Source organism: Pseudomonas sp. NFACC51 (genome assembly GCF_900103575.1).
In the GTDB taxonomy this organism is placed as follows: domain Bacteria; phylum Pseudomonadota; class Gammaproteobacteria; order Pseudomonadales; family Pseudomonadaceae; genus Aquipseudomonas; species Aquipseudomonas fluorescens_Q.
Map to the genome: position 1 here is coordinate 426,346 of NZ_FMXH01000004.1, position 25,265 is coordinate 451,610.

General features: G+C 62.3%; 24 protein-coding genes and 1 riboswitch. Of the genes, 16 read left to right on the forward strand and 8 right to left on the reverse strand.

The window, feature by feature from the left end; genetic code table 11:
- The first annotated feature begins 152 nt into the window (after positions 1-152).
- Positions 153-686: a C40 family peptidase gene (locus BLT00_RS11420; RefSeq protein ID WP_092145292.1), complete on the forward strand. Its 534-nt coding sequence runs from the start codon at positions 153-155 to the stop codon at positions 684-686.
- A 180-nt stretch (positions 687-866) separates the two neighbouring features.
- Here the strand turns inward: BLT00_RS11420 and BLT00_RS11425 are convergent, their stop codons facing one another.
- Both BLT00_RS11425 and BLT00_RS11430 read right to left on the reverse strand, forming a co-directional pair.
- On the reverse strand, positions 867-2,177 hold the full coding sequence (locus tag BLT00_RS11425) for a PQQ-dependent sugar dehydrogenase (protein WP_063324757.1): 1,311 nt from the start codon (positions 2,175-2,177) through the stop codon (positions 867-869).
- 178 nt (positions 2,178-2,355) lie between these two features.
- Positions 2,356-2,940: a hypothetical protein gene (locus BLT00_RS11430; protein ID WP_092145294.1), complete on the reverse strand. Its 585-nt coding sequence runs from the start codon at positions 2,938-2,940 to the stop codon at positions 2,356-2,358.
- Positions 2,941-3,098: 158 nt separating this feature from the next.
- Positions 3,099-3,309: riboswitch (cobalamin riboswitch) on the forward strand.
- An 80-nt stretch (positions 3,310-3,389) separates the two neighbouring features.
- On the opposite strand from BLT00_RS11430, the gene cobO reads away from it, so the two are divergent.
- From cobO to BLT00_RS11480, 10 genes are read left to right on the forward strand one after another with little or no spacing between them, the layout of a single operon-like run.
- Positions 3,390-4,001 carry a cob(I)yrinic acid a,c-diamide adenosyltransferase gene (gene cobO / locus BLT00_RS11435; RefSeq protein ID WP_072346504.1) on the forward strand — a complete coding sequence of 204 codons (612 nt, stop codon included), beginning with the start codon at positions 3,390-3,392 and terminating at the stop codon, positions 3,999-4,001.
- Between the two features lie 11 nt (positions 4,002-4,012).
- The gene (locus tag BLT00_RS11440; RefSeq protein WP_092145340.1) at positions 4,013-5,329 is read left to right on the forward strand and encodes a cobyrinic acid a,c-diamide synthase CobB; all 1,317 of its coding nucleotides are present in this window, start codon (positions 4,013-4,015) and stop codon (positions 5,327-5,329) included.
- Positions 5,326-5,976, forward strand: a complete 651-nt coding sequence (gene bluB, locus BLT00_RS11445; RefSeq protein ID WP_092145296.1) for a 5,6-dimethylbenzimidazole synthase — start codon at positions 5,326-5,328, stop codon at positions 5,974-5,976. The genes BLT00_RS11440 and bluB overlap by 4 nt, the downstream gene beginning before the upstream one ends.
- The gene (gene cbiB, locus BLT00_RS11450) at positions 5,973-6,881 is read left to right on the forward strand and encodes an adenosylcobinamide-phosphate synthase CbiB (protein ID WP_092145298.1); all 909 of its coding nucleotides are present in this window, start codon (positions 5,973-5,975) and stop codon (positions 6,879-6,881) included. The genes bluB and cbiB overlap by 4 nt, the downstream gene beginning before the upstream one ends.
- Entirely contained in the window at positions 6,874-7,866 is a 993-nt protein-coding gene (gene cobD, locus BLT00_RS11455) for a threonine-phosphate decarboxylase CobD (RefSeq protein WP_092145300.1), read from the forward strand. Before cbiB ends, cobD begins: the two co-directional genes overlap by 8 nt.
- Positions 7,863-9,338: a cobyric acid synthase gene (locus tag BLT00_RS11460; RefSeq protein ID WP_092145302.1), complete on the forward strand. Its 1,476-nt coding sequence runs from the start codon at positions 7,863-7,865 to the stop codon at positions 9,336-9,338. Before cobD ends, BLT00_RS11460 begins: the two co-directional genes overlap by 4 nt.
- 15 nt (positions 9,339-9,353) lie before the next feature.
- Complete coding sequence (cobU, locus tag BLT00_RS11465; RefSeq protein WP_092145304.1) at positions 9,354-9,875, forward strand: bifunctional adenosylcobinamide kinase/adenosylcobinamide-phosphate guanylyltransferase; 522 nt, start codon at positions 9,354-9,356, stop codon at positions 9,873-9,875.
- Positions 9,872-10,927, forward strand: coding sequence for a nicotinate-nucleotide--dimethylbenzimidazole phosphoribosyltransferase (cobT, locus tag BLT00_RS11470; protein ID WP_092145306.1), 1,056 nt, complete (start codon positions 9,872-9,874; stop codon positions 10,925-10,927). Before cobU ends, cobT begins: the two co-directional genes overlap by 4 nt.
- Positions 10,924-11,499, forward strand: a complete 576-nt coding sequence (gene cobC / locus BLT00_RS11475; RefSeq protein WP_092145308.1) for an alpha-ribazole phosphatase family protein — start codon at positions 10,924-10,926, stop codon at positions 11,497-11,499. Before cobT ends, cobC begins: the two co-directional genes overlap by 4 nt.
- A gap of 2 nt (positions 11,500-11,501) precedes the next feature.
- Positions 11,502-12,233, forward strand: a complete 732-nt coding sequence (locus BLT00_RS11480; protein WP_092145310.1) for an adenosylcobinamide-GDP ribazoletransferase — start codon at positions 11,502-11,504, stop codon at positions 12,231-12,233.
- 44 nt (positions 12,234-12,277) lie between these two features.
- Here BLT00_RS11480 and BLT00_RS11485 read toward each other — a convergent pair whose 3' ends face one another.
- Positions 12,278-13,012, reverse strand: a complete 735-nt coding sequence (locus BLT00_RS11485) for a response regulator (protein WP_256572769.1) — start codon at positions 13,010-13,012, stop codon at positions 12,278-12,280.
- 58 nt (positions 13,013-13,070) lie between these two features.
- Positions 13,071-13,346, reverse strand: a complete 276-nt coding sequence (locus BLT00_RS11490) for a response regulator transcription factor (RefSeq protein ID WP_063324769.1) — start codon at positions 13,344-13,346, stop codon at positions 13,071-13,073.
- 372 nt (positions 13,347-13,718) lie between these two features.
- Between BLT00_RS11490 and BLT00_RS11495 the strand changes: the two genes are divergently transcribed.
- The 3 genes from BLT00_RS11495 (at position 13,719) to BLT00_RS11505 (ending at position 16,116) form a co-directional block, all read left to right on the forward strand.
- Positions 13,719-14,123 (forward strand): MarR family winged helix-turn-helix transcriptional regulator, encoded by a 405-nt coding sequence (locus BLT00_RS11495; RefSeq protein WP_063324770.1) that lies wholly within the window; start codon positions 13,719-13,721, stop codon positions 14,121-14,123.
- A 52-nt stretch (positions 14,124-14,175) separates the two neighbouring features.
- Positions 14,176-15,384, forward strand: coding sequence for an MFS transporter (locus BLT00_RS11500; RefSeq protein ID WP_092145314.1), 1,209 nt, complete (start codon positions 14,176-14,178; stop codon positions 15,382-15,384).
- Positions 15,385-15,564: 180 nt separating this feature from the next.
- Positions 15,565-16,116 carry a glutathione peroxidase gene (locus BLT00_RS11505; protein ID WP_092145316.1) on the forward strand — a complete coding sequence of 184 codons (552 nt, stop codon included), beginning with the start codon at positions 15,565-15,567 and terminating at the stop codon, positions 16,114-16,116.
- Positions 16,117-16,204: 88 nt separating this feature from the next.
- Here the strand turns inward: BLT00_RS11505 and BLT00_RS11510 are convergent, their stop codons facing one another.
- The 3 genes from BLT00_RS11510 to BLT00_RS11520 form a co-directional block, all read right to left on the reverse strand.
- A complete protein-coding gene (locus tag BLT00_RS11510) occupies positions 16,205-17,479 on the reverse strand; it encodes an OmpP1/FadL family transporter (RefSeq protein ID WP_063324773.1) in 1,275 nt (424 codons plus the stop codon).
- A 144-nt stretch (positions 17,480-17,623) separates the two neighbouring features.
- Entirely contained in the window at positions 17,624-18,106 is a 483-nt protein-coding gene (locus tag BLT00_RS11515) for a hypothetical protein (RefSeq protein ID WP_063324774.1), read from the reverse strand.
- 275 nt (positions 18,107-18,381) lie between these two features.
- Positions 18,382-18,606: a hypothetical protein gene (locus BLT00_RS11520; RefSeq protein WP_003204606.1), complete on the reverse strand. Its 225-nt coding sequence runs from the start codon at positions 18,604-18,606 to the stop codon at positions 18,382-18,384.
- 996 nt (positions 18,607-19,602) lie between these two features.
- On the opposite strand from BLT00_RS11520, the gene BLT00_RS11535 reads away from it, so the two are divergent.
- Entirely contained in the window at positions 19,603-19,926 is a 324-nt protein-coding gene (locus BLT00_RS11535) for an SEL1-like repeat protein (protein ID WP_072348674.1), read from the forward strand.
- A gap of 188 nt (positions 19,927-20,114) precedes the next feature.
- On the forward strand, positions 20,115-21,500 hold the full coding sequence (rmuC, locus tag BLT00_RS11540) for a DNA recombination protein RmuC (protein WP_170846012.1): 1,386 nt from the start codon (positions 20,115-20,117) through the stop codon (positions 21,498-21,500).
- A 147-nt stretch (positions 21,501-21,647) separates the two neighbouring features.
- Here the strand turns inward: rmuC and BLT00_RS11545 are convergent, their stop codons facing one another.
- Positions 21,648-25,118: a hybrid sensor histidine kinase/response regulator gene (locus BLT00_RS11545; RefSeq protein ID WP_092145320.1), complete on the reverse strand. Its 3,471-nt coding sequence runs from the start codon at positions 25,116-25,118 to the stop codon at positions 21,648-21,650.
- Between the last annotated feature and the right edge of the window lie 147 nt (positions 25,119-25,265).

Below are 25,265 nucleotides of genomic sequence, written 5' to 3' on the forward strand. Positions count from 1 at the left end.
TAAGGCAAACTTAAAGTCTTACTTGAAGTTTGTCGTATAGCCGCTAGAATCCTGATCATTGTTTGATGGCAATCCGCCTGCGTACTCCGCAGGCGGATTTGTTTTCATGCCCACGGCAGAAAAGCCGCATCCAGATCAGGATTGTTCTGCATATGTCGACGTCGGCCCGTCTCGCTCTCATGTTCCTCGCCGCGCTGCTCAGCGCTTGCGCCAGCCGCACTCCACCGCCAGCTCCCGTGCGGGCTCCGGTGGTCTTTGCCCCCTCACAAACCTTTTCCCCTGCCGCCGAAGATGTGCTGTTCCGGGCATTGGGTTTGGTGGGGACGCCGTATCGCTGGGGCGGTAATACGCCGGATTCGGGTTTCGATTGCAGCGGCTTGATTGGTTACGTCTACCGCGATGCGGCGGGTATTTCCCTGCCACGTTCCACGCGGGAAATGATCGGCATGCGCGCCCCGGATGTGGGCAAGGAGGCGTTGCAGACAGGTGATTTGATTTTCTTCGCCACCAACGGCGGCTCCCAGGTCAGCCATGCCGGGATCTATGTGGGGGAGGGCCGTTTCGTCCATGCACCGGCCACCGGTGGCACGGTCAAGCTCGACAGCTTGTCCAAGGCCTATTGGCAGAAGGCTTACCTGGGCGCCAAGCGGGTGCTGCAGCCGGAGCATTTGGCGCGCAATCCCTGACCCTTCAACGTTTGCAGTGCTAGAAAGCTTTTGTGGCGAGGGAGCTTGCTCCCGCTCGGTTGCGCAGCAACCGCCAGAAGCAGGGGCTGCTTCGCAGCCCAGCGGGAGCAAGCTCCCTCGCCACGGGGTTCACCATGTCCCCGGACCAAACAGGGTTCCTTCACAAGTCTTGGTGGTGGGTTATTTACCCGACACCCGCCAAACCTTGTTCCCCACATCATCAGCCACCAGCAACCCACCCTGTTGATCGATCACCACGCCCACCGGCCGGCCCTGGGCTTTTTCGTCGGCGTTCAGGAAACCGGTGAGCACATCCACGGGTTGTCCCACGGGCTTGCCGCCAGTGAACGGTACAAAAATCACTTTATAACCACTGTGGGGCTTACGGTTCCAGGACCCGTGCTGCCCGATGAACGCCCCTTCGGTGAAGGGTGCAGGCAAGCGGCTGCCTTCGGCGAAGGTCAGGCCTAGCGATGCGGTGTGAGGGCCGACGGCGTAATCCGGGGCGATGGCCTTGGCCACCAGGGCCGGATTCTGCGGTTCGACCCGCACATCGACGTGCTGCCCATAGTAGCTGTAGGGCCAGCCATAGAACGCGCCGTCCTTGACCGAAGTGATGTAGTCCGGCACCAGGTCGCTGCCGATTTCATCCCGCTCGTTCACGGCCGTCCACAGGGCACCGCTGCGGGGTTCCCAGGCCAGGCCGTTGGGGTTGCGCAGGCCCGAGGCAAATATGCGGTGATTGCCGCTGGCTCGGTCCACTTCCCAGATGGCGGCGCGACCTTCTTCGGCCTCCATGCCGTTTTCCGCGACGTTGCTGTTCGAACCGGTGGTGACGTACAGCTTGCTGCCGTCCCGGCTGGCGATGACGTTTTTGGTCCAGTGATGATTGAGCGTGCCGCCCGGCAAATCGACGACCTTGGTCGGTTGCGCCTTGATCTGCGTGTCACCGTCCTTATAGGGGAAGCGGATCAGCCGGTCGGTGTCGGCCACGTACAGGTCATTGCCCACCAGGGTCATGCCGAACGGCGAGTTGAGATTTTCCAGGAACACCGTGCGGGTTTCGGCGACGCCGTCATGATTGGCGTCGCGCAGCAGCGTGATGCGATTGGGGCTGGGCACGCCGGCACCGGCGCGGCCCATGACCTTTTTCATCACCCAGCCGCGGATGCCCTTGGAATCGTCCGGTTTGGGTGGGGCGTTGGTTTCGGCCACCAGCACATCGCCATTGGGCAACACATAGAGCCAGCGCGGATGGTCCAGCCCTTCGGCGAAGGCGACCACTTGCAGGCCTGGGGCCGGGGTGGGTTTGGCGCCGCTGGCCCAGCCGACGGCTTCGGCGATGTTGACGGTAGGCACCAGGGTCTTGTTCGGTTCAGGCAGCTTCGGCGCGGGACCGGTGCCGTCGGACACTTGCAGGGTGGACGACTCGCCACAAGCGACAAGCCCGGCGGCAAGGGCGACGATCAGGAGATGGGGTGGCTTGAGCATGCTGGCTTCCCTATGAATGCATGGAGTTATTCATAGAGAAGCGTAGACGCACGGATGGTTCAAACTGCACGCGAAACCCTGTGGGAGCGAGCTTGCTCGCGATGACGGCGTGACAGTCAAGATAGATGTTGCCAGGCGTACCGCTATCGCGAGCAAGCTCCCACAGTTCTTGAATGAGTCAGCCGTGGGCCTGTTTGAACAGGACGGCGATGCCGGGGTGATAGAAGCCGGCTTCATTGCGCAACTTGCGGTAGGCGTAGGGGAAATACCAGGCCACGGCGCAGGTGTTTTCCTTTTGCAGGTCGTCGATCATGTCCTGCAGTTCTTCGGGCGTGGCGCTCTGCTGGGCTTTTTGCGGCGAGACGAACAGGCAACCCAGCTTCAGGTCGCTGGCATAGCTGATGCGCTTGGCATCGCTGGCGGCTTCCTGCAGGGGCTGGGTCAGGTTCAGGTTGCTGACCTTGGGCCAGCGTTGGGTGGCCTGGATGAAGGTGCGCTCCTCGGTACTGGCGATAAACAGATCGGCGCTGACATTGCGTTCGCCTTCTTCATTCTGTTTGCGGGTCGGGGCATCCTGCAGCGTGACCATCTCGGCCATCCAGGCCGCGGCCGACAGCAGGCCCAGGTTGGCCCGTTCATCGAACCAGTAAGGCGTGTCGTTATCGCCGCGCACGGCGTTGTAGCGGTCGATACAGTCAAACCAACGTTCCAGCACCGGACGCAGGAATTCCAGTTTTGGATTGCTGATGATCATGCCTTGCATACATTGCCCTCTTGTTCTTGTGATATCGGGTCGTGATGCCGCTTTGATATCACTTCCCTCAGCGTGACACAAGATTGACGTCATTCCATTGATCCCGGCCAATAAACAGCGCTGGACCCGTGGCGGCTTTAATTGACGCTCCACCCCCAACCCTCTAACCTTCGCCGCTTGTTTCAGGTGCTCTGTGGCCGTGGCCGACAGAGTGAAACAGGGAAGCCGGTGAGTGCACACGAACCCGGCGCTGCCCCCGCAACGGTAAATGAGTCAAGGTTGCCTACAGGCCACTGTGTCCATGGACATGGGAAGGCGCGCAGCCCGGCATCACGCCGCTCATGAGCCCGGAGACCGGCCTGATTCATCCAACGGCATCACGGTGGGCGATGCCAGGCTTGTTGCCGTCTTTTTTTGTGCCCGCCCGCCGTTATCCAAGCCCAACGGAGAGCTCCCCCATGACCGACACCCCGGATCGCGACGAACGCCACCTGGCGCGCATGCTGCGCAAGAAAGCCGTGATCGACGAGCGCATCGCCAACTCGCCGAACGAGTGTGGCCTGCTGCTGGTGCTGACCGGCAACGGCAAGGGCAAGAGCAGTTCGGCGTTCGGCATGCTCGCCCGGGCCATGGGCCACGGCATGCAGTGTGGTGTGGTGCAGTTCATCAAGGGGCGCAACAGCACGGGCGAAGAATTGTTTTTCCGCCGCTTCCCGGAGCAGGTGCGTTTTCATGTCATGGGCGAAGGCTTCACCTGGGAAACCCAGGACCGCCAGCGCGACATCGCCGCCGCCGAAGCGGCCTGGGCGGTATCGCGCCAGTTGCTCGGCGATCCTTCCGTTGGCCTGGTGGTGCTCGATGAACTCAATATCGCCCTCAAGCACGGTTACCTCGACCTCGATCAGGTCCTCAGCGATCTCCAGGCCCGCCCGCCGATGCAACACGTGGTGGTGACCGGTCGTGGCGCCAAGCCGGAAATGATCGAGCTGGCCGACACCGTCACCGAGATGGGCATGGTCAAGCACGCGTTCCAGGCCGGCATCAAGGCGCAGAAAGGCGTCGAGCTGTGAGTGACACGTCCATGACGAGTCGCCATTGCCCGGCGGTGCTGATCGCCGCTCCGGCTTCGGGGCAAGGCAAGACCACCGTCACCGCCGCCCTGGCCCGTTTGCATCGCAACCAGGGGCGCAAGGTGCGCGTCTTCAAGTGTGGCCCGGACTTTCTCGATCCGATGATTCTCGAGCGGGCCAGCGGCGCGCCGGTCTATCAGTTGGACATGTGGATGGTCGGCGAGCAGGAAAGTCGTCGGTTGTTGTGGGAAGCCGCCGCCGAAGCAGACCTGATCCTGATCGAAGGGGTGATGGGGTTGTTCGACGGCACCCCGTCCAGCGCCGACCTGGCGCGACATTTTGGTGTACCGGTGCTGGCGGTGATCGATGGCACGGCCATGGCCCAGACCTTCGGCGCCCTGGCCCTGGGCCTGGCCCGGTATCAGCCGGACTTGCCGTTCGCCGGGGTCTTGGCCAACCGCGTTGGCACCTTGCGCCACGCGCAGTTGCTCGAAGGCAGCCTGACCGAAGGCCTGCGCTGGTACGGCGCGCTGTCCCGGGAAACCGGCATCGAGTTGCCCAGCCGCCACCTCGGGCTGGTCCAGGCCAGCGAGTTGAATGACCTCGACCTGCGCCTCGACGCGGCAGCAGAGGCCTTGGCCGGCAGTTGCGAAGTGGCGCTGCCGCCGGCGGTGGAGTTCGCCGCGCCTGAGGTGATCGACCCGCAGCCATGGCTCGACGGTGTGCGCATCGCCGTGGCCCGGGACGAAGCGTTTGCCTTCACCTATGGCGCGAGCCTGGATCTGTTGCGGGCCATGGGCGCGCAGTTGAGCTTCTTTTCGCCGATCCATGACACCGAACTGCCCGAGGCGGACAGCCTGTATCTGCCCGGCGGTTATCCAGAGCTGCACCACGTTGCGTTGGCCCGGAACACGCCGATGCTGGCGGCGATCCGTGCCCACCATGCAGCCGGCAAACCGTTGCTCGCCGAATGCGGCGGCATGTTGTATTTGCTGGACTCATTGACCGACGTTGAAGGCGTGTCCGCCGAACTACTGGGTTTGCTGGCGGGGGATGCGCAGATGCAAAAGCGTCTGGCGGCCCTGGCGCTGCAATCGGTGGACTTGCCGGAAGGCATCTTGCGTGGGCATACCTATCATCATTCGCTGACCAGCACCGAACTTGAACCGATTGCCCGTGGCCATAGCCCCAACGGCGGGCGTGGAGCAGAAGCGGTGTTTCGGCAAGGGCGGATGACGGCTTCCTATGTTCATTTTTATTTTCCGTCGAATCCGAGGGCGATTGCCGCGCTGTTTGCGCCTGACCTTGAGGCCGCGAAAAGGCCATGACCGACAACGCTTTCTCCCAGGCTGAACGCGACGCAATCTACCGCGCCATCGCCGAGCGCCGTGACATGCGCCACTTCAGCGGTGGCACGGTTGAACCGGCCTTGCTGCGCCGGCTGCTGGAAGCCGCGCACCAGGCGCCCAGCGTCGGCCTGATGCAACCTTGGCGGTTTATCCGCATCAGTGACCGCGCCTTGCGCGGGAACATCCAGCAGTTGGTGGAAGAAGAACGCATCCGCACCGCCGAGGCCCTCGGCGAGCGCAGCGATGAATTCATGAAGCTCAAGGTCGAAGGCATCAACGACTGCGCCGAGGTGCTGGTGGCGGCGTTGATGGAGGATCGCGAGCGGCACATCTTCGGTCGCCGGACCTTGCCGGAAATGGACCTGGCCTCGCTGTCCTGCGCGATCCAGAACCTGTGGCTGGCGGCCCGCGCCGAAGGCTTGGGGATGGGCTGGGTGTCGTTGTTCGATCCCCAGGCCCTGGCCGATCTGCTGGGCCTGCCAGCGGGCGCCAAGCCGTTGGCGATACTCTGCCTGGGTCCGGTCGAGGCTTTTTACCCGGCGCCGATGCTCGCCCTGGAAGGCTGGGCGCAACCGCGTTCGCTGAATGAACTGCTCTATGAAAACCAGTGGGGCGTGCGCCCATGAGTGTGGCCTTGCTCACGGTCGCCGCGGTGGCGCTGGACGCGCTGCTGGGCGAGCCCCGGCGCGGGCATCCGCTGGTGGCGTTCGGCGGTTTTGCCTCGCGGATCGAACAACGTTTCAACTCCGGTGGGCGCGGCTGGCGCAGCCATGGGGTGACGGCGTGGATCATCGCCGTGGTGCCGTTGACCTTGCTCGCCACGGCCCTGTCTTGGGCGCCCATGGTTGGCTGGCTGGTGGAGATCCTCGCGCTGTACTGCGCCCTCGGCCTGCGCAGCCTCGGCGAACATGTCGAACCGGTGGCCCAGGCGCTGCGCAGTGGCGATCTGGACGAAGCGCGCCTGCGTGTCGGCTACCTGGTCAGCCGCGAAACCCGCGAGCTGGACGAAACCGCCGTGGCCCGCGCCGCCACCGAGTCGGTGCTGGAGAACGGCAGCGACGCGGTGTTCGCCGCGCTGTTCTGGTTCGCCGTGGCCGGCGCGCCCGGTGTGGTGTTGTACCGCCTGAGCAATACCCTCGATGCCATGTGGGGCTATCGCAACGAGCGTTTCGAGCGCTTCGGCTGGGCGGCGGCAAAGATTGACGATGTGCTCAACTACATTCCGGCGCGCCTGGTGGCGTTGACCTACGCGCTGCTCGGCAAGACCCGCCTGGCGCTCAAGTGCTGGCGCAGCCAGGGCCCGACCTGGGACAGCCCCAACGCCGGGCCGGTCATGGCCGCCGGTGCCGGTGCGCTGGGTGTGGAGTTGGGCGGGGCGGCGATTTATCACGGTGAACTGCACCAACGTCCGCCGCTCGGCGAAGGCGTGCCGGCGAGCGCGGATTCCATCGATCGCGGCTGGCAATTGGTCCAGCGCGGCGTATGGTTATGGCTGCTGATTCTCTGCCTGGGAGCTGAGTTTTATGCTTGAGCACGGTGGACGCCTGCGTAACGCAGCCCGGCAATACGGCATCGCCGAGGCTGACTGGCTGGATTTGTCCAGCGGCCTGGCGCCTTGGCCGTTCGAGGTTCCGGCGATTCCCCTGCGGGCCTGGGCGCGCCTGCCGGAAACCGATGACGGCCTGGAACAGGCCGCCTGCGACTACTACGGTGCGTTGGATGTGTTGCCGGTGGCCGGTTCGCAAATGGCCATCCAGCTGTTGCCGCGCCTGCGCCGGGCCGGCAAGGTCGGTGTCTTGTCGCCGTGTTACGCCGAGCACGCCGAAGCCTGGCGCCGCAGCGGCTACATCGTGCGCGAAGTGCTGGAGTCGGAGGTGGATTTTTTTCTCGACAGCCTCGACGTGCTGGTGGTGGTCAATCCGAACAATCCCACGGGCCTGAGCCTTGCACCCGAGCGCTTGCTGGACTGGCATGGGCGCCTGGCCCAGCGCGGTGGCTGGCTGGTGGTGGATGAAGCCTTCATGGACGTCACGCCGGCGCTGAGCCTGGCGGCGCACACCCATCTGGTCGGGTTGATCGTGCTGCGCTCGTTTGGCAAGTTCTTTGGCCTGGCCGGGGTTCGCCTGGGGTTTGTACTGGCCGAGCGCCGCTTGCTCAAGTTGCTCGCCGAACAGGTCGGGCCGTGGGTGGTCAGCGGGCCGACCCGCGTGCTGGGGCAGGCGTGCTTGCTGGACACTGATGCCCACGCCTACCAGCGCCAACGCTGCGAAGCCACCAGCCAACGCCTGGCGCTGATGCTCGAACGCCACGGCTTCAAGCCGCAGGGCGGCTGCGGGTTGTTCCAATGGCTGGTCACCGAACACGCCCTGGGGCTTCATGATTTCATGGCCCATCGCGGCATTCTCCTGCGCTTGTTTACCAACACCAGCAGCCTGCGCTTCGGACTGCCAGCCGACGACAGCGAATTCCTGCGCCTCGAACAGGCCTTCGAGGCCTACACCAAGGACATTCGATGACCACTGTGATGGTGCAAGGCACCACGTCCGATGCCGGCAAAAGTACCTTGGTCACGGCGTTGTGCCGCTGGGTCCGCCGCCAGGGTGTCAGCGTGGTGCCGTTCAAGCCGCAGAACATGGCGCTCAACAGCGCCGTGACCGCTGACGGCGGTGAAATCGGCCGCGCCCAGGCGGTGCAGGCCCAGGCCGCCGGCCTCGAACCGCACACCGACATGAACCCGGTGCTGCTCAAGCCCAACAGCGACACCGGCGCCCAGGTGATCATCCACGGTCGCGCCGTGACCACCATGAATGCCGTGGCCTATCACGATTACAAAGCCATCGCGATGCAAGCGGTGCTGGCCTCCCACGCGCGCTTGAGCGCGACCTATCCGGTAGTGATGGTGGAGGGCGCGGGCTCGCCAGCGGAGATCAACCTGCGTGCTGGCGACATTGCCAACATGGGCTTTGCCGAAGCGGTGGACTGCCCGGTGCTGCTGATCGCCGACATCAATCGCGGCGGGGTGTTCGCCCATCTCGTCGGCACCCTGGAATTGCTGTCGCCCAGTGAGCAGGCGCGGGTCAAGGGTTTCGTCATCAACCGTTTTCGCGGCGACATCGCCTTGTTGCAACCGGGTCTGGATTGGCTGGAGGCGCGCACTGGTAAACCGGTGGTGGGCGTGCTGCCCTACGTGATGGACCTGCACCTGGAAGCCGAGGACGGCCTCGACCAGCGCCAGGCCAATAAGGTCGAACAGCTGCTCAAGGTGGTGGTGCCGGTGTTGCCGCGCATCAGCAACCACACCGATTTCGATCCGTTGCGCCTGCACCCACAGGTCGACCTGCAATTCATCGGCCCGGGCCAGCCCATCCCGCCGGCCGACCTGATCATCCTGCCCGGTTCGAAAAGCGTGCGCAGCGACCTGGCCTACCTGCGTGCCAACGGCTGGGAAAGCGCGCTCCAACGGCACCTGCGCTATGGCGGCAAGCTGTTGGGCATTTGCGGCGGCTTGCAGATGCTCGGCCAGCAGGTCCACGACCCGCTGGGGCTGGAAGGCGCGGCGGGCTCCAGTGCCGGGTTGGGTTTGCTGGATCTCGAAACGACGCTGGAACATGAGAAACAATTGCGCAATGTCCGCGGGCGATTGGCCTTGGAAGAGGCTGAAGTCAGCGGCTATGAGATTCACGCCGGGGTAACCACCGGCCCGGCACTGGAACACGCAGCGGTGTACTTGGAAGACGGTCGTTGCGACGGCGCGCAAAGTCTCGATGGGCAGATTTTCGGCACCTACCTGCATGGGCTGTTCGAGTCTCCCCAGGCCTGCAGCGCGTTGTTGCGTTGGGCCGGGTTGCAGGATGTGCAGACGGTGGATTACCACGGCTTGCGCGAACGGGACATCGAGCGGCTGGCGGATCTGGTGGAGCGGCATTTGGACACTGGGTTGTTGCGTGAACTCTGTGGATTTGAGGCCGGCAGCAACACCGCCATCTGAAAGGTAAAAAACATCATGCTCCAACTCATCCTCGGCGGCGCCCGCTCCGGCAAAAGCCGCCTGGCGGAAAAACTCGCGGTCGAAACAGGCTGGCCAGTGACCTACATCGCCACCAGCCAACCCCTGGACGGCGAGATGAACGCACGGGTCGCCCAACACCGAGCCCGTCGCCCGGCCGAATGGGCGCTGGTGGAAGAACCCTTGGCCCTGGCCCGGGTGCTGCAAGAAAACGCCGCCCCCGGACAATGCCTGCTGGTGGATTGCCTGACCCTGTGGCTGACCAACCTGCTGATGCTCGACGACCCCGAGCGGCTGAACACCGAGCGGGAAGCGCTGCTGGACTGCCTCGCCGCGCTGCCCGGGGAGATCATTTTTGTCAGCAACGAGACCGGCATGGGTGTCGTGCCCCTGGGCGAGTTGACTCGCCGTTATGTCGATGAAGCCGGTTGGCTGCATCAAGCCTTGGCCGAACGGTGTCAGCGCGTCGTGCTGACCGTCGCCGGCCTGCCCCTGACTCTCAAAGGTACTGCGTTATGAATCACCGCTGGTGGCTGGACCCGTGCAAGCCCTTCGATACCCAGGCCCTGGAACAGGCCACGGCCCGTCAGCAACAACTGACCAAACCGGCTGGCTCCCTCGGGCGGCTGGAGTCGGTGGCGGTGCAACTGGCGGGGCTGCAAGGGCAGGTCAAGCCGAGCCTGGATCACGTCTGGATCGCGATTTTTGCCGGCGATCATGGCGTGGTGGCGGAGGGCGTCTCAGCCTTTCCCCAGGAGGTGACCGGGCAGATGCTGCTCAACTTCGTCAGCGGCGGCGCGGCCATCAGCGTCCTGGCGCGGCAACTGGGCGCTTCGCTGGAAGTGGTGGACCTGGGCACCGTGACGCCTGCGCTGGACCTGCCCGGCGTGCGGCATCTGCGCGTCGGCCCTGGCACGGCGAATTTCCTCCATGGCCCGGCGATGACCGTGGCCCAGGGTGAGCAAGCCCTGCAAGCCGGCCGCGACAGTGTGCTGCGTGCCGTTGCGGCCGGGACGCACTTGTTCATCGGCGGCGAGATGGGCATCGGCAACACCACGGCAGCCAGCGCCCTGGCCTGTGCCTTGCTCGATTGCCCGGTGGCGCATCTGGTCGGCCCGGGCACCGGGCTGGACGCGGCGGGTGTCAGCCACAAGGCCCAAGTGATCGAACGGGCCCAGGCGCTGCACGCAGCCCAACGCGACGACCCGTTGCAGACCCTGTTCAACCTCGGCGGTTTTGAAATCGCCGCGTTGGCCGGCGCGTACCTGGCCTGTGCCCAGCAAGGCGTCGCCGTGCTGGTGGACGGGTTCATCTGCAGTGTCGCGGCTCTGGTGGCGGTACGCGTCAATCCCGGATGCCGGCCATGGTTGCTGTTCGGCCATCGCGGCGCCGAGCCGGGCCATCGCCACGTGCTGGAAACCCTCGGCGCCGAACCGCTGCTGGACCTTGGCCTGCGCCTGGGCGAGGGCAGTGGCGCGGCGTTGGCGGTGCCACTGTTGCGCCTGGCCTGTGACTTGCACGGGCAGATGGCGACGTTTGCCGAAGCGGCCGTGGCGGATCGCCCGGCATGACCTTGCGCCTGGACCTGCTGCGCCACGGCGAAACCGAATTGGGTGGCGGCTTGCGCGGCAGCCTCGATGATGCCTTGACTGCCAAGGGCTGGGAACAAATGTACGCGGCAGTCATAGACGGCGGGCCCTGGGATCGGCTGGTCAGTTCGCCGTTGCAGCGTTGCGCCCGTTTCGCCGAACAACTCGGCGCCCGACTCGGCGTGCCGGTGCACTTGGACAAGGACCTGCAAGAGCTGCATTTCGGCGCTTGGGAAGGTCGTAGCGCAGCGGCGTTGATGGACGCCGACGCCGAAGCACTGGGCCAGTTCTGGGCCGATCCCTATGCCTTTACGCCCCCCGAAGGCGAGCCGGTGCTGGCGTTTTCCAGCCGCGTCCTGGCAGCGGTCAAACGCTTGCACGCGGCTTATGCCGGTCAGCGGGTCTTGCTGGTCAGCCACGGCGGCGTGATGCGCCTGCTGCTGGCCCAGGCCCGCGGCTTGCCAAGGGAGCAATTGCTCAACGTCGAAGTCGCCCATGGCGCACTGTTCTCCCTGACCGTGTCGGCAGGTCCAGTGCTCGAAGAGGCGGATTGACCATGTTGCCTTTCTGGATCGCCCTGCAATTTCTCAGCAGCCTGCCGGTGCGCCTGCCTGGCATGCCCGAGCCCGAACAACTGGGGCGTTCGCTGCTGTTCTATCCATTGGTGGGGCTGGTGTTCGGTGCTTTGCTGTGGCTGCTCAATGCACTGCTGCTGGGTGCACCGTCGCTACTCCACGCCGCGCTGTTGCTGACGGCCTGGGTGTTGCTCAGCGCAGGCCTGCACCTCGACGGCCTGGCCGACAGCGCCGACGCCTGGCTGGGCGGTTTTGGTGACCGCGAACGCACGCTGCTGATCATGAAGGATCCGCGCAGCGGACCCATTGCGGTGATCACCTTGGTGTTGGTGCTGCTGCTCAAGTTCGCCGCGCTGCTGGCGTTGATCGAGCAGGGGCAAGCGTTGGCCTTGATCATCGTGCCGGTGCTGGGGCGTGCGGCGTTGCTTGGCCTGTTTCTCAGCACACCTTACGTGCGCGCCGGCGGGTTGGGTCAAGCGCTTGCCGATCATCTGCCCCGGCGCGCGGGTGGATGGGTGTTGTTGGTGTGTGCGTTGGGCTGTGTGCTGGTGGCGGGGTGGCCCGGCGTTTGGGCATTGGCCGTTGCTTTCGCGGTGTTCGTTGGCTTGCGGCGGATGATGCTGCGCAGGCTCGGGGGCTGCACCGGGGATACAGCCGGGGCGTTGCTGGAGTTGCTTGAAATAGCGGTGTTGGTGGGGTTGGGGTGGGTCTGAGTTGACGGGAAACGCGATGGTGGGCCGTTTCGGGATTTGAGGGGTCAACCCTTTAACCCACTCACCCGAGCAAACTCCATCAATCCACCGTCATGCCCAAGCCCCAACTTGTCCATGGCGGTGCGTTTTTGTCGGCTGATAGTTTTTTCACTGCGATTGAGCTGGGCTGCAATCTGTCTGCCCGACATCCCGTGCACGAACAGCCTCACCACCTCCAGCTCCCGTTCGGAAAGGCTCACCCGGTTGGCGTCCGAGTGCGTGGCGGCCAAGGTTTGCCCTCGCAGAAGCTCAAGAAAAGCCGGGCATGCATACTGCCGCCCCTGAGTGACACCGAGGATGGCCTGTTTCAGTTCCATCAAAGGACTGCGTTTATCGAACAAGCCGTTCACGCCGGTATTGAGCAAGGCCTGCAACACGGACGGATTGCGTAGCATGGTGATCACGATCAGGGGGCAGGCGCGGTAGTGGCGTTTCAAATAGCCCATCAGGGCCAGGCCGTCCGGGAACTGCCCATCGGGCATCGAATAGTCGCAGATGACCAGGTCGCAGGGGGTGCGCTCCAAGTGCTGGAGCAGTTCATCGGCGTTGCGAGCCTTGGCAACCACTGAAAACCCAGCCCCCGCCAGGACCATTTCGATACCCGTCAGCACGACGGGGTGATCATCGGCAAGGATGATGCGTATAGGGTTGTCCGAAGAAGGCCTGTGCGACACTCGCGTATCGTCACAGGTGCTGAGGCCGAAAATGTCGCGGCATTCGGGCGTGTGGTTCAGATTCATTGCTGCCTCTACAGGGGTCAAGTACATCCCGACCGCTGCTGACAAGCCGTCGGAGCGCTCAGATCAAGCCTCGTTCGCGCGCGATTTTTCCCGCGAGATGACGCGAACTGACGCCGAATTTTCGGCGAATGTTGTTGAAGTGATAATTGACGTTGGCCTCGCTGCAATCAACGATGACGGCAATCTCCCAAGAAGATTTGCCAGCCTCGCTCCACTGCAGGAATTCCTTCTCCCGATTGGTGAGTCGGATCGCTTGAGCAGGTTTTTTTTCCGTGGAGTGGTAATGGTCCTGGTATGGCGCCGAACGTCCAGAAATCGCGGTGCTGTGGTACATGACTGAAACTCCCATTCATCATCATTATTTGATGGCGTGGGGGTGGCGGAATCTTCCCACTTCTTGATGGCATGGTTCGCACAACCCGTCTTCAAGCCTGCAGGCAGGGCTGAAAGCACGGTTTCGTTTATAGCTTGATTCAAAGCACCTGAAACCTGTCAGACATTACAGGTGGGGGACTCTAATGAGTAATGGTTGAAAAGGCTGTCAGCCAAAGCGCCTGATTTTGTGGGATTTATTTCCGTCTGGTTGACGATTCCGTTTGTCCTGACCAAGCAAAAAACCAGGAGAAAGCGAGGCTAGGGAACATGGCATAAGTGAAAATCGCCATTTAAATTTGCATTCAATCAACCCCGGGTATATACACGCACCATGCTTCCTTCCCAATGCTTGTGCATCAACCTGCGTCGCGCCGCGCGTGGCGTCAGCAGGTATTACGACGGCGCCCTCGACGGCTTCGGGATCAACGTTGCCCAGTATTCTTTGTTGAGTAACCTGGCGCGCCTGGACCAGCCGAGTATTTCTTCCCTGGCCGAAGCCATGGGCCTGGACCGCAGCACTCTGGGTCGTAATCTGCGTGTGCTGGAAGGCGAAGGGCTGGTGGCGCTGGCCGAGGGGGAAGACCTGCGTAACCGCATCGTCGTGCTCACTGAGACGGGGCAGGCCCGGTTGGCGGCGGCGTTGCCGGCCTGGGAAGCGGCGCAGCAGAAACTGATTGATAAGCTGGGCGCCGAAAAGCGTGCGACCTTGCTGGCCTTGCTGGATGAACTGGCGTGAAGCCGGTTCGTTCGATGATAAGTGGGTATATACCCGCGACCGGAGAACAAGAATGACATCGATGTGGCGTACCTGTGGTTGGGTCCTGGTGGGCAGCGCGCTGATCCTGGCGTTGTCCCTGGGCGTACGGCATGGCTTCGGCCTGTTCCTGGCGCCCATGAGTGCCGAGTTCGGCTGGGGCCGTGAGGTGTTCGCCTTTGCCATTGCCTTGCAGAACCTGATCTGGGGCTTGGCGCAGCCGTTCACCGGGGCGCTGGCCGACCGCTTCGGTGCGGCGAAAGTGGTGCTGATCGGCGGTGTGCTGTACGCGCTGGGCCTGGTGTTCATGGGCATGGCTGATTCGCCATGGTCCTTGTCGTTGAGCGCGGGTCTTTTGATTGGTATCGGCCTGTCGGGCACGTCGTTCTCGGTGATTCTGGGTGTGGTCGGGCGGGCCGTGCCGCCGGAAAAACGCAGCATGGGCATGGGTATCGCCAGTGCCGCCGGTTCCTTCGGCCAGTTCGCCATGCTGCCCGGTACGCTGGGGCTGATCGGCTGGCTCGGTTGGTCGGCGGCGTTGTTGGCGCTGGGGTTGCTGGTGGCGTTGATCGTGCCGCTGGTGAGCATGCTCAAGGACGCGCCGTTGCCGGTCGCCGGCCATGAGCAAACCCTGGGCGAAGCCTTGCGTGAGGCGTGCAGCCATTCGGGGTTCTGGCTGCTGGCGATTGGTTTTTTCGTTTGCGGTTTCCAGGTGGTGTTCATCGGCGTGCATTTGCCGGCGTATCTGGTGGACCAACATCTGCCAGCCAGCGTCGGCACCACCGTGCTGGCCCTGGTCGGGTTGTTCAATATCTTCGGCACCTACACGGCCGGCTGGCTGGGCGGGCGCATGTCCAAGCCACGCCTGCTGACCGGGTTGTACCTGGTGCGGGCGGTGGTGATCGGCTTGTTCCTGTGGCTGCCCGTGACCACCACCACGGCGTACCTGTTCGGCATGGCGATGGGCTTGCTGTGGCTGTCGACGGTACCGTTGACCAACGGCACGGTAGCGACCTTGTTTGGTGTACGAAATCTCTCGATGTTGGGTGGGATCGTGTTCCTGTTCCACCAATTGGGTTCGTTCCTCGGTGGTTGGTTGGGCGGGGTGGTGTACGACCGCACCGGCAGCTACGACTTGATCTGGCAGGTGTCGATCCTGCTCAGCCTGTTGGCGGCGGCGTTGAACTGGCCAGTACGTGAACGTCCGGTGGCGCGCCTGCAAGTCCAGGCAGGCGCAGCATGAGTCGCATCGGTCCGTGGTTGATCGCTGCCGGTGCCGGCCTGCTGCTGGCGTTCGCCTGGTGGGGCTGGCATCAGGGCGGATTGGCCTTGATGCAGTTGGGCATGGGCAACTGCTGACAATGGACGGCGTCGGACGCTGCGAGTAACGTCTTGGTCTGACGTGCTTTTAAGGAAAATCGACATGTTGATGCGCTGGTTTGCTGTTCCCACCCTGTTGCTGGCTGTGACCGGGCAAGTCTGGGCCGCTGGTTGCCCACCGTTGCTGGAGGGTTCGTTGCCCAAGCTACGGGCCAAGGAAACCATCGATCTGTGCCAGCGCTTCGCCGGCAAGCCGCTGGTGGTGGTCAACACTGCCAGCTTCTGTGGGTTCGCCCCGCAATTCAAAGGTCTTGAGGCGCTCAACCAGCGCTACAAGGACCAAGGGCTGCAAGTGCTGGGTGTGCCGTCCAATGACTTCAAGCAGGAGTCCAAGGACGGCGCTGAAACCGCCAAGGTCTGCTACGTCAATTACGGCGTGACCTTCACCATGACCGAACCACAACCGGTGCGCGGCGCGGATGCCATCCCGTTGTTCAGGCACTTGGCCGAACAGTCCGGTGCGCCGAAGTGGAATTTCTACAAATACGTCGTGGACCGACAGGGCAAGGTCATCGCCAGTTTTTCCAGCCGGACCAAGCCCGATGATCCTGAGTTGATCAAGGCTGTAGAAGCTGCCATCGCTTCGAAACCCTGACCGCCAGCCGCGAAAAAGCCCCGGCTCTTTGCAGAGTGCGGGGCTTTTTTCGTTTCAGCGGCGAGGCGTTCAGCTTCGCCGTGCACCATCAGAAGCGGTAGGTTGCACCGACACCAAACCCGTTGGCGCTGTTTTCGTATTCAGCGTTGTAGGATTGGTTGAGAGCATTGCTGCCACTGACTTTGACTTTTTCTTCCTTGAGGTAGGAATACGCCACGTCAATGGTCAGATCGTCGGTTGGGCTCCAGCCGGCACCGAGGCTGAAGATGGTCCGGTCGCCAGTAGGGATGCGTGGCGAGCGGTCGGCGTTGTTGGTGGGCGCCTGGTCGAAAGACAGGCCGGTACGCAGTACCCACTGTTTGTTCAACTGGTAGGAAGTCCCGATGGCGTAGGCCCAGGTGTCGTGCCAGTTTTGTTCTTCGGTGATGGTGCCGAGAGACGGGTTCAGTAAACCACCGCCGCTGCTGGTGCCTTCGTTTTCCACCGTGATTTCTTTCAGGCGGCTCCAACGAGTCCAAGTGCTACCGGCATAGACGGTCCAGGCATCATTGATTTGTTGAGTGACCGAAAAGTCCACCGACTCAGGCGTGGTGATGTCCAGCGAAGCGTCGTAGCGACCGTCGGTAAGCAGGAAGGCAGGCATCCCGGCGCCCGGGTTCACTTCAGTGTGGCCTTCAAGCTTGTACTTGACCTTGGAATGGTAGGTCAAGCCGACACGAGTGGTGTCGGTTGCCTGGACCAGCACGCCGACATTATAGCCGTAGCCAATGTCGTCACCCTTGATCTCTACGCCGGCCTCGGGCAGGCCCGGTACGCCCAACTGCGATTCCAGGGAGCCGGAAATACGGTTGATGGTCGGGCCGAAACCGATCGATACCTTGTCGTTGAAGGCATAGCTGACGGTTGGCTGGAAAGTGACGACTTTCACTTCGCTCTTGCTGCCGAAACTCCGACCCTGGAAGCCGTTTTCATAATCGGTGATCAAGCCAAACGGTGCGTAGACACCCAGGCCGAAAGCCCACTGATCATCGATAGGCTTGACGTAATAGCCCATCGGAACGCCGGTCAGCGGGACCATGTCACCCTTGTTGGTGCCGGACTGGGTGCCGCTGGCATCGTTGATATCGGTGGAGGCATCAATGGCGGCGAAGCCACCGGTGACTTGCTGGCGCTTGAGGCGCGACATGCCGGCAGGGTTGCCAAAAACGGTGCTGGCGTCATCGGCAATGGAAGAACGACCTGCGAAACCAGTGCCCATGCCACTGATGCTTTGTTCGTTCAAGGCAAAGCCACTGGCGAAAAGTTGGGTGGATGCCAAGGTGACGGCAAGGCCGAGGGTGGTTTTGAGCATGATTTTTTTCATTGTTAGAACTCCTGATGATCACCGGGGCGAAAATTACCAACATTTTCGTGCAAGCGCTATAGCCCGTATCGCTTGATTTAGAGGGGTTTTGTAGGACAATCCGACCAGATTCGCGACCGTTGCAGGAAGTTTCCAAATTTCCCATCAGCAAGCGACCTGATTCAGTGATGAAACACAGCTTCGCCAGGCGCAGGTGAAATCTCGCAGGCGCCCTTGGGGGTGGAAGGTTTGTCGCCAGATGCGGGCCATGCCAAGCAGGTCATCGGCTTCGGGAAGCGGAGTGTTCTGTTCCTCCACCAGCAGCCAGGCAATGGCAGTGGCATAGCGCAGGTTGACGGTCAATTCCAGGTGCGGACCGCTGAGAAAGGCGTGCTGGCTGGCCAGGCCGCGTACCAGGCTGGCACGTTCTGGGTCCAGCGCCAGGTAATGGTCCCAGAGTGCCTGGTGTCGGGGCTCGGTAATGCGATACAGGCCATGCCCGCGGCGATCATGCAGGGCTGAACCCAGGGCGGACTGGCTGGCGGCAATACCCAACAACAAGGATTCCGCCGTTGCACTGTGACGCTCAAGGTAGAGGAGCGTCGGGCGGATCACATATCGACACAGTTCGCTGGCAGCGATACCCATAAAACCCTCGAAGTGTGAAATGGGCGGAGCCTGAAGAGTGTGGGCTTGGCAGCGGTGGATCGGTCCAGGCCCCGCCGGAAGCGGATCATGCCGCTTGACTTGAAGTTTAGTGTCATATTTGCGTTGTAAAGGACTGTTTTTAAAACATCTTCAACGAACGGTTATAACTGTTATATCCCTTGGTACTTACGCCGTTTCGCTTAATCGAGGAATTCCGGGCAATAAAAAACCCCGCTTTTGGGCGGGGCCTTTGGGGTTTCAGCCTTTCTGGCGTCTCAGGCAACCAGTGCCTGACGAGTACGCTCGATCACGGCCTGCAGCGGCTCGGCGCTGGAGTACTGATCGGGGTACAGGCGTTCGCTGTGACGGGCGATGCCGTGTTCGTTGACCAGGGTGAAGCTGAAGCAGCCTTTGCGAGCGGCCATGATCAGGCAGTTCATCGGGGCAAAAGCGTTGGTTAGGGTGCGGATAGCATCCTGTGCGTGGATTTGAGTGGACATGTTATGGGTGTTCCTGCAAATGACACGGTTAAGAACCGTGCAACGTTAAAACGTTCCAGTAACGTCGACCACCATTGGTCGAACGAAGAACCCGACTGGAACAAAGCAGCCAGTTTGAGCGCTATATGAAGTGCGCGCTTGGGCTGGCAGGTAGGTACTTAGGAGGGCAGGCAACACATCGAGGGCAAAGGTTCTGGGCCCGGGGTGAAGATCCTGATCAATTTTGCAGGTTGGTTCGGTCAGAGTAAGGAGCCTGGCAACACCCTTTGCATTCGATCAAAGGCTGTGTTGACGCAAGGTTTACCTGGAAACCATCGAGGGGGCCGGTCTCCTTTTTTCGGTGAGGCGTCCTTTGAAGGATGGCTGACCTTGGAGATGTGTTCGACCCGGAATTGACTTTCAGCTTGGTACTAACGCCGCGGATACTAACGGATCGAACTCGTGAAGGGAAGGGCGTTGGCTAAAAAATATTCAAATGGGCCATAAGAGAAAGGCCAAACCATGCTGTCTGTACCGGGGACAGGATGGACACGGCTCCCTCGCCACCGACATAGCACAGGATCCCGAGGACTGCGGTGCATCCAAGCCACTGTTGCGCTGGGTAGGGCATCAAGGTTATCCCCAGGTTCTGCTGCCAAACATACAAAAAAAGCGCAGCGTTATAACCCATTCGGCTGTTACTTGTGCACACTCGCTGCACCACTTGTCACTGTACTGTCATGTCGAAACAATCCGGGGTGGGTGCCTGCATCCAAAATTTAAGTCAATGAAAAACATCGCTTTTTTTTACTGGTGAAAAAATCGTCAGTTTGAGCGCAGGCCCCGTTCCACAGGGCTTTGCGCGAGTTCAGGGGGGGTTGTCCACTGAGTTATCCACAGCTTCTGTGGATTGTCCCAAGCGCTTGCTCTAGCACGGGCGTGCCGGTTTTTTTCGGCTTTACCCGTACGAAAAAAGGAGTAGAGTGGCGCGCCTTCCGATCTATCCCACAGTGTTTTATGAAGTTTCGCTCCGTATCAAATCCTGTTACCTCCACACCCCCTGGTGTTACCCCACCCAAGCGTATTTCGATGCGGGTGGCTGAGTGGCTGCTCGATAGCCCACGACTGGGAGATAGCCCCAGCGTCAAGCACTTGGCCGGCCGGTTACTCAAGCAACCGGCCCGTGAAGGCGTGGTGGCCGCGCAAAGTCGCCTCGGTCAATTGATGTGCCGTGAATGCGGCAACGCCCGGGATCGCCGTATCGGCCAGGACCTGCTGCGCCAAGCTGCGCGTGCCGGCGATGATCGAGCCCGCCGGGCCCTCGGTGAAATCGAAGGCTGAAAACGAAGACCGAGCTGGGCAACCCCCGGCCGCTTGGTTAACCTTCGGGCTTTATTTGATCGGCAGGAATTGTCATGGCTATGGATTTGACCAGCCTGTTGTTTGGCCTGGCGGGCGCTGCGGTGCCGTTGCTGGCACTGGCCTGGCACCTGCAACGCCAGGCCGCCGCGGCGCAGACCGAACTGGCCCTGCTGGAAGAGCGCCTGGCCACGGCTCACATGGCCCACGATGGCCTCAATGCCCAGCTTGATGCCTGCCGCGATGAGATCAGCGACCTGAGCCAGGCGAACGCCGCCAAGCAAGCCGAGCTTGCCGCAGCCTGTCGTGAAGTGGAGTTGTTGCAGATCGAGCGCGACAACGCCCGGGATGCGGCCCACGCCTGGAACCTTGAGCGCGCCAACAAGGAAGCGGAACTGCGGCGGCTCGATGCCCAGGCGGCGTCGTTGCATGCCGAACTGCGCGAGCAGCAGGAAAGCCATCAGCAACGTCTGGATGATCTGCAAGGTTCGCGCGACGAGTTGCGGGCACAGTTCGCCGAGCTCGCCGGAAAAATCTTCGATGAGCGTGAGCAGCGTTTCGCCGAAACCAGCCAACAGCGCCTGGGCCAGTTGCTCGATCCGCTGAAGGAGCGCATCCAGTCCTTCGAAAAACGTGTCGAAGAAAGTTATCAGGCCGAGGCCCGGGAACGTTTCTCCCTGGGCAAGGAGCTGGAGCGGCTGCAGCAGTTGAACCTGCGCCTGAGCGATGAAGCCACCAACCTCACCCGTGCCCTCAAAGGCCAGAAAACCCAGGGTAACTGGGGCGAGTTGATCCTGGAGCGGGTACTCGAACATGCCGGCCTGGAGAAGGGCCGTGAATATCAGACCCAAGTCAGCCTCAAGGGCCCGGACGGCGAGCGTTTCCAACCAGACGTGTTGATTTACCTGCCCGGCGACAAGCAAGTGGTGGTCGATTCCAAGGTCAGCCTCACGGCCTATCAGCAGTACGTGGCCGCCGAGGACGACGCCATTGGCCAACACGCCCTCAAGCAACATGTGGCGTCGTTGCGCGCCCACGTCAAAGGCTTGGCCGGCAAGGATTACAAACGCCTGGACGGTCTGCACAGCCTGGATTTCGTGTTGCTGTTCGTGCCGATCGAAGCGGCGTTTTCCGCCGCCCTGCAAGCCGAGCCGAACCTGTTCCAGGAAGCCTTCGATCGCAATATCGTGATTGTCAGCCCGACCACGCTGCTGGCGACATTGCGGGTGATCGACAGCTTGTGGAAGCAGGAACGCCAGAGCCAGAACGCTCGGGAAATCGCCGAGCGAGCGGGGTGGCTGTATGACAAGTTCGTGCTGTTCATCCAGGACCTGGACGAGATCGGCAGTCGCCTGCAGCAACTGGACAAGGCCTACAGCGCAGCACGCAACAAACTGACCGAAGGGCGCGGCAACCTGATCAGTCGCAGTGAACAGCTCAAGCTCCTCGGTGCCCGGGCGAGCAAGAGTTTGCCCGCCGATTTGCTCGAACGGGCGATGACCGATGCGGATGGGCTGCCTGAGTTGCCTGAAGAAACGGCAAAAACCCAGGATTAATGAAACCCTTAAGCTTGATGCAAACCCCTGTGGCGAGGGAGCTTGCTCCCGCTGGGCTGCGCAGCAGCCCCCCTTTTTGTGAGTGCTGCGCACTCAAGCGGGAGCAAGCTCCCTCGCCACAGGGGCCACCTATATCCCCCGAGTTCCCTACAACGGCAAATGCCGACTCAACAACGCCCGTAGTGCCGCCGGCTTCACCGGTTTGGCCAGGTAATCCAGGCCCGCCGCATGCACCTGGGCAATCATTTCGGGCCGGCCGTCGGCGCTGATCACCACGCCCGGGATCGGTTCGCCCATGCGCGTGCGCAGCCAGGCCATCAGCTCGGTGCCGGTCTCGCCATCGTCCAGGTGAAAGTCCACCAAGGCCAGTTGCGGTCGTCCGCCCTGGGCAAGCCAGCGCTCGCATTCTTCCCGGTTACGCGCGGTCCAGACCTGGCAACCCCAACGGGTCAGCAGGCTGTCCATGCCGATCAGGATGCTGTCTTCGTTATCGACACACAGCACTTGCGCGCCGCTGGGTAAGTGACCGTTGAGTTCGGCCACCGGGCTGGGGGCGACGGCCTGGGTGCTGGCCAGCGGTACGCTGACGCTGAACACACTGCCGCGCCCCGGCCAGGAACGCACGCGCAAGGTATGGCCGAGCACGCGGCACAAGCCGTCGGCGATCGCCAGGCCCAGGCCGAGGCCTTTTTCGGCGCGGGTCTGGTGGCTGTCCAGGCGTTTGAATTCTTCGAAGATGACCTGCTGTTTGTCTTCGGCGATGCCGGGTCCACGGTCCCAGACTTCCAGGCACAACTCCCCATTGCGCCGTCGCACGCCCAGCAGCACCGGCCCCTTGGCGTAGCGGAAGGCATTGGTCAGGAAGTTCTGCAAAACCCGGCGCAGCAACTTGATGTCACTGTCGACCCGTAACCGCGAACCGCGCACCCTGAATTTCAGGCCTTGTTCCTGGGCCAGCGCGGTGAACTCGGCGCCAAGGGTATCGAACAGTTCGTTGAGGACGAATGGCTTGCGCTCGGGGTTGATCTTGCCGTTTTCCAGGCGGGAGATGTCCAGCAGGTCGGTGATCAGGTCTTCGGCCGAGCGCAGTGAGCTGTCCAGGTGATGCACCAGTTGTCGGGCTTCCTCCGGCAAGCCTTCGTGTTGGTGGGACAGCGCGGCAGAGAACAGTCGCGCGGCGTTGAGCGGTTGCATCAGGTCGTGGCTGACCGCCGCCAGGAACCGGGTCTTGGATTGATAGGCCGCTTCGGCGGTGCTCTTGGCTTCGGTCAGGGCCAGGTTCAGCTGTGACAATTCTCGGGTGCGTTCGGCCACCCGTTGCTCCAACCCCTCGTTGGCTTCGGTCAGCGCTTGTGCGGCCTCACGGAAGGCGGTGATGTCGGTGAAACTCATGACGAAACCGCCACCGGGCATCGGGTTGCCGATCAGCTCGATCACCCGACCGTTGGGAAACAGTCGTTCAGAGGTATGGGCGCGGCCCTGGCGCATCCAGTGCAGGCGTCGGGCAACGTGCACTTCGGCTTCGCCTGGGCCACAGAGGCCACGTTCGGCGTTGTAGCGGATGATATCGGCAATGGGCCGGCCAACGCTGATCAAGCCGTCCGGATACTTGAACAGTTCCAGGTAGCGACGATTCCAGGCCACCAGCCTGAGGGACTGGTCGACCACGCTGATGCCCTGGCTGATGTTCTCGATGGCGCCTTGCAACAGCGCGCGGTTGAACTGCAGCACTTCCGAGGCTTCGTCTGCGATCCGGACGACGTCTTCGAGCTGCATCTCCCGACCTTCAATGGCGGCCTTTACCACAGCCCTTGTCGAAGAGGCCCCGAGTACACCGGCCAGCAGGCGTTCGGTGTGGGCGATCCATTCGCTGTCGGCATTCTGGGTCGGGTTGAAGCCTTTGCCCTGGCGGTAGGCAAAGCGAATGAAACTCTGCCGCGCCCGTTCCTCGCCGACGAAGCGCGCGGCCAGCTGCAACAGGTCTTCGATGTGCACCGCCAGCATTGAGCGGGGGTTGGGGCGGGCGCTGATTTCCTGGCCGATGAAACGTCCGGCCTGCCAGTGTTCCGACACGCGTGTGCGCGACAGCACGGACACCCAGGCAAACAGCGTGAAGTTACCGGCCAGGGACAGGACCACCCCTTGAGTCAGAGGGGTAATCGGCAGGTTCAATGGATTGCCGTGCAACCAGGCCAGGCCGGGGAAGCTAGTGAGCGACCAACCAAGGCTGTGAGCGGCGATCGGCATCACCAGGGTGTAGAACCACAGGAAAATCCCCATGGCGAGGCCGGCGAACACACCGCGGCGGTTCGCCTGTTTCCAGTACAGCGCGCCGAGCATGGCCGGGGCCAGTTGGGTCACGGCGGCGAAGGCGATCTGGCCGATAGTCGCCAGGCTCGCCGTCGAACCCAGCAGCCGGTAGCTGACGTAGGCCAGCAGCAGGATCACGACGATGCTCACCCGCCGCACCGAGAGCATCCACTGGCGGAACACTTCGAAGGGCCGCTCGGCGTTGTTGCGGCGCAGCAGCCACGGTAACAACATGTCGTTGGAAACCATGGTGGACAACGCCACGCTGGCCACGATCACCATGCCGGTAGCCGCCGAGGCGCCGCCAATGAAGGCCAGCACCGCCAGAGCCGGGTGGGCCTGGGCCAGTGGCAGGCTGATGACGAACGAATCCGGCAGTACCGAACTGGGCAGCATCATTTGCCCGGCGAGGGCGATGGGCACCACGAACAGCGCGGCCAGGGCCAGGTAGGCGGGGAATACCCACTTGGCCAGGCGCAAATCCTGGGGCTCGATGTTCTCCACCACGGTCACGTGAAACTGCCGCGGCAAACAGATGATCGCCATCATCGCCACCCCGGTCTGCACCACCATGGACGGCCAGTTGATGGTTTCTTTCCAGTATTGCTCCAGCCGTGGGGCGAGCATGGCCTGGTTGAACAGGTCGTCGAAGCCGTCGTACAGGCCGTATGTCACGAACGCGCCTACCGCCAGGAAGGCGAACAGCTTGACCAGGGATTCGAAGGCAATCGCCAGCACCATGCCACGGTGGTGTTCGGTAGCGTCCAGGTTGCGCGTACCGAATACGATGGTAAACAGCGCCAGGATCAGCGAGACGATCAGCGCGGTGTCCTGGGCGCGGGTGCCCATGGCATCGGCGCCGGCACCGATCAACAGGTTCACCCCGAGCACGATGCCCTTGAGCTGCAAGGCGATGTACGGCAACACGCCCACCAGGCAGATCAGTGCGACCACCACTGCCAGGGATTGGGACTTGCCGTAGCGAGCGGCGATGAAGTCGGCGATGGAGGTGATGTTCTCCTGTTTGCTGATCATCACCATTTTCTGCAGAACCCACGGCGCCAGCACCAGCAGCAGGATCGGCCCGAGGTAGATCGGCAGGAACGACCAAAGCTGCTCAGCAGCCTGGCCCACGGCGCCGAAGAACGTCCAACTGGTGCAGTACACCGCCAGCGACAGGCTGTAGACCCAGGCGCGCACCCGTGGCGGCAGCGGCGTGCTGCGCCGGTCGCCGTAGAAGGCGATGGCGAACATGATGGCCATATAGGCCAGGGCGACAACGGCGATCAGCCCGCTGGACAACGACATGGAAACTCCCCAACAAAGACACCGGGACTTGAGCCCGGCAGGACAGTCTCGCATGCCCGCTCGGGTTCGTCAGTGTCGACCAAGGTCGAGGCGTGGTGGGGTGTCGCGGGTTGCGGTAAACACGGGGCGATGAGGTGTTTGGACGGG

Bases quoted from the DNA above. Each gene is read 5' to 3' on its own strand.
- bluB (WP_092145296.1), top strand. From the start codon at position 5,326: ATGACCGACAACGCTTTCTCCCAGGCTGAACGCGACGCAATCTACCGC.
- BLT00_RS11480 (WP_092145310.1), top strand. From the start codon at position 11,502: ATGTTGCCTTTCTGGATCGCCCTGCAATTTCTCAGCAGCCTGCCGGTG.
- BLT00_RS11520 (WP_003204606.1), bottom strand. From the start codon at position 18,606: ATGTCCACTCAAATCCACGCACAGGATGCTATCCGCACCCTAACCAAC.
- cobC (WP_092145308.1), top strand. From the start codon at position 10,924: ATGACCTTGCGCCTGGACCTGCTGCGCCACGGCGAAACCGAATTGGGT.
- BLT00_RS11490 (WP_063324769.1), bottom strand. From the start codon at position 13,346: ATGTACCACAGCACCGCGATTTCTGGACGTTCGGCGCCATACCAGGAC.
- BLT00_RS11505 (WP_092145316.1), top strand. From the start codon at position 15,565: ATGTTGATGCGCTGGTTTGCTGTTCCCACCCTGTTGCTGGCTGTGACC.
- BLT00_RS11535 (WP_072348674.1), top strand. From the start codon at position 19,603: ATGAAGTTTCGCTCCGTATCAAATCCTGTTACCTCCACACCCCCTGGT.
- BLT00_RS11440 (WP_092145340.1), top strand. From the start codon at position 4,013: ATGACGAGTCGCCATTGCCCGGCGGTGCTGATCGCCGCTCCGGCTTCG.
- BLT00_RS11460 (WP_092145302.1), top strand. From the start codon at position 7,863: ATGACCACTGTGATGGTGCAAGGCACCACGTCCGATGCCGGCAAAAGT.
- BLT00_RS11510 (WP_063324773.1), bottom strand. From the start codon at position 17,479: ATGAAAAAAATCATGCTCAAAACCACCCTCGGCCTTGCCGTCACCTTG.
- cobD (WP_092145300.1), top strand. From the start codon at position 6,874: ATGCTTGAGCACGGTGGACGCCTGCGTAACGCAGCCCGGCAATACGGC.
- cobO (WP_072346504.1), top strand. From the start codon at position 3,390: ATGACCGACACCCCGGATCGCGACGAACGCCACCTGGCGCGCATGCTG.
- BLT00_RS11430 (WP_092145294.1), bottom strand. From the start codon at position 2,940: ATGCAAGGCATGATCATCAGCAATCCAAAACTGGAATTCCTGCGTCCG.
- BLT00_RS11425 (WP_063324757.1), bottom strand. From the start codon at position 2,177: ATGCTCAAGCCACCCCATCTCCTGATCGTCGCCCTTGCCGCCGGGCTT.
- BLT00_RS11545 (WP_092145320.1), bottom strand. From the start codon at position 25,118: ATGTCGTTGTCCAGCGGGCTGATCGCCGTTGTCGCCCTGGCCTATATG.
- cobU (WP_092145304.1), top strand. From the start codon at position 9,354: ATGCTCCAACTCATCCTCGGCGGCGCCCGCTCCGGCAAAAGCCGCCTG.
- cbiB (WP_092145298.1), top strand. From the start codon at position 5,973: ATGAGTGTGGCCTTGCTCACGGTCGCCGCGGTGGCGCTGGACGCGCTG.
- cobT (WP_092145306.1), top strand. From the start codon at position 9,872: ATGAATCACCGCTGGTGGCTGGACCCGTGCAAGCCCTTCGATACCCAG.
- BLT00_RS11420 (WP_092145292.1), top strand. From the start codon at position 153: ATGTCGACGTCGGCCCGTCTCGCTCTCATGTTCCTCGCCGCGCTGCTC.
- BLT00_RS11495 (WP_063324770.1), top strand. From the start codon at position 13,719: ATGCTTCCTTCCCAATGCTTGTGCATCAACCTGCGTCGCGCCGCGCGT.
- BLT00_RS11485 (WP_256572769.1), bottom strand. From the start codon at position 13,012: ATGAATCTGAACCACACGCCCGAATGCCGCGACATTTTCGGCCTCAGC.
- BLT00_RS11500 (WP_092145314.1), top strand. From the start codon at position 14,176: ATGACATCGATGTGGCGTACCTGTGGTTGGGTCCTGGTGGGCAGCGCG.
- BLT00_RS11515 (WP_063324774.1), bottom strand. From the start codon at position 18,106: ATGGGTATCGCTGCCAGCGAACTGTGTCGATATGTGATCCGCCCGACG.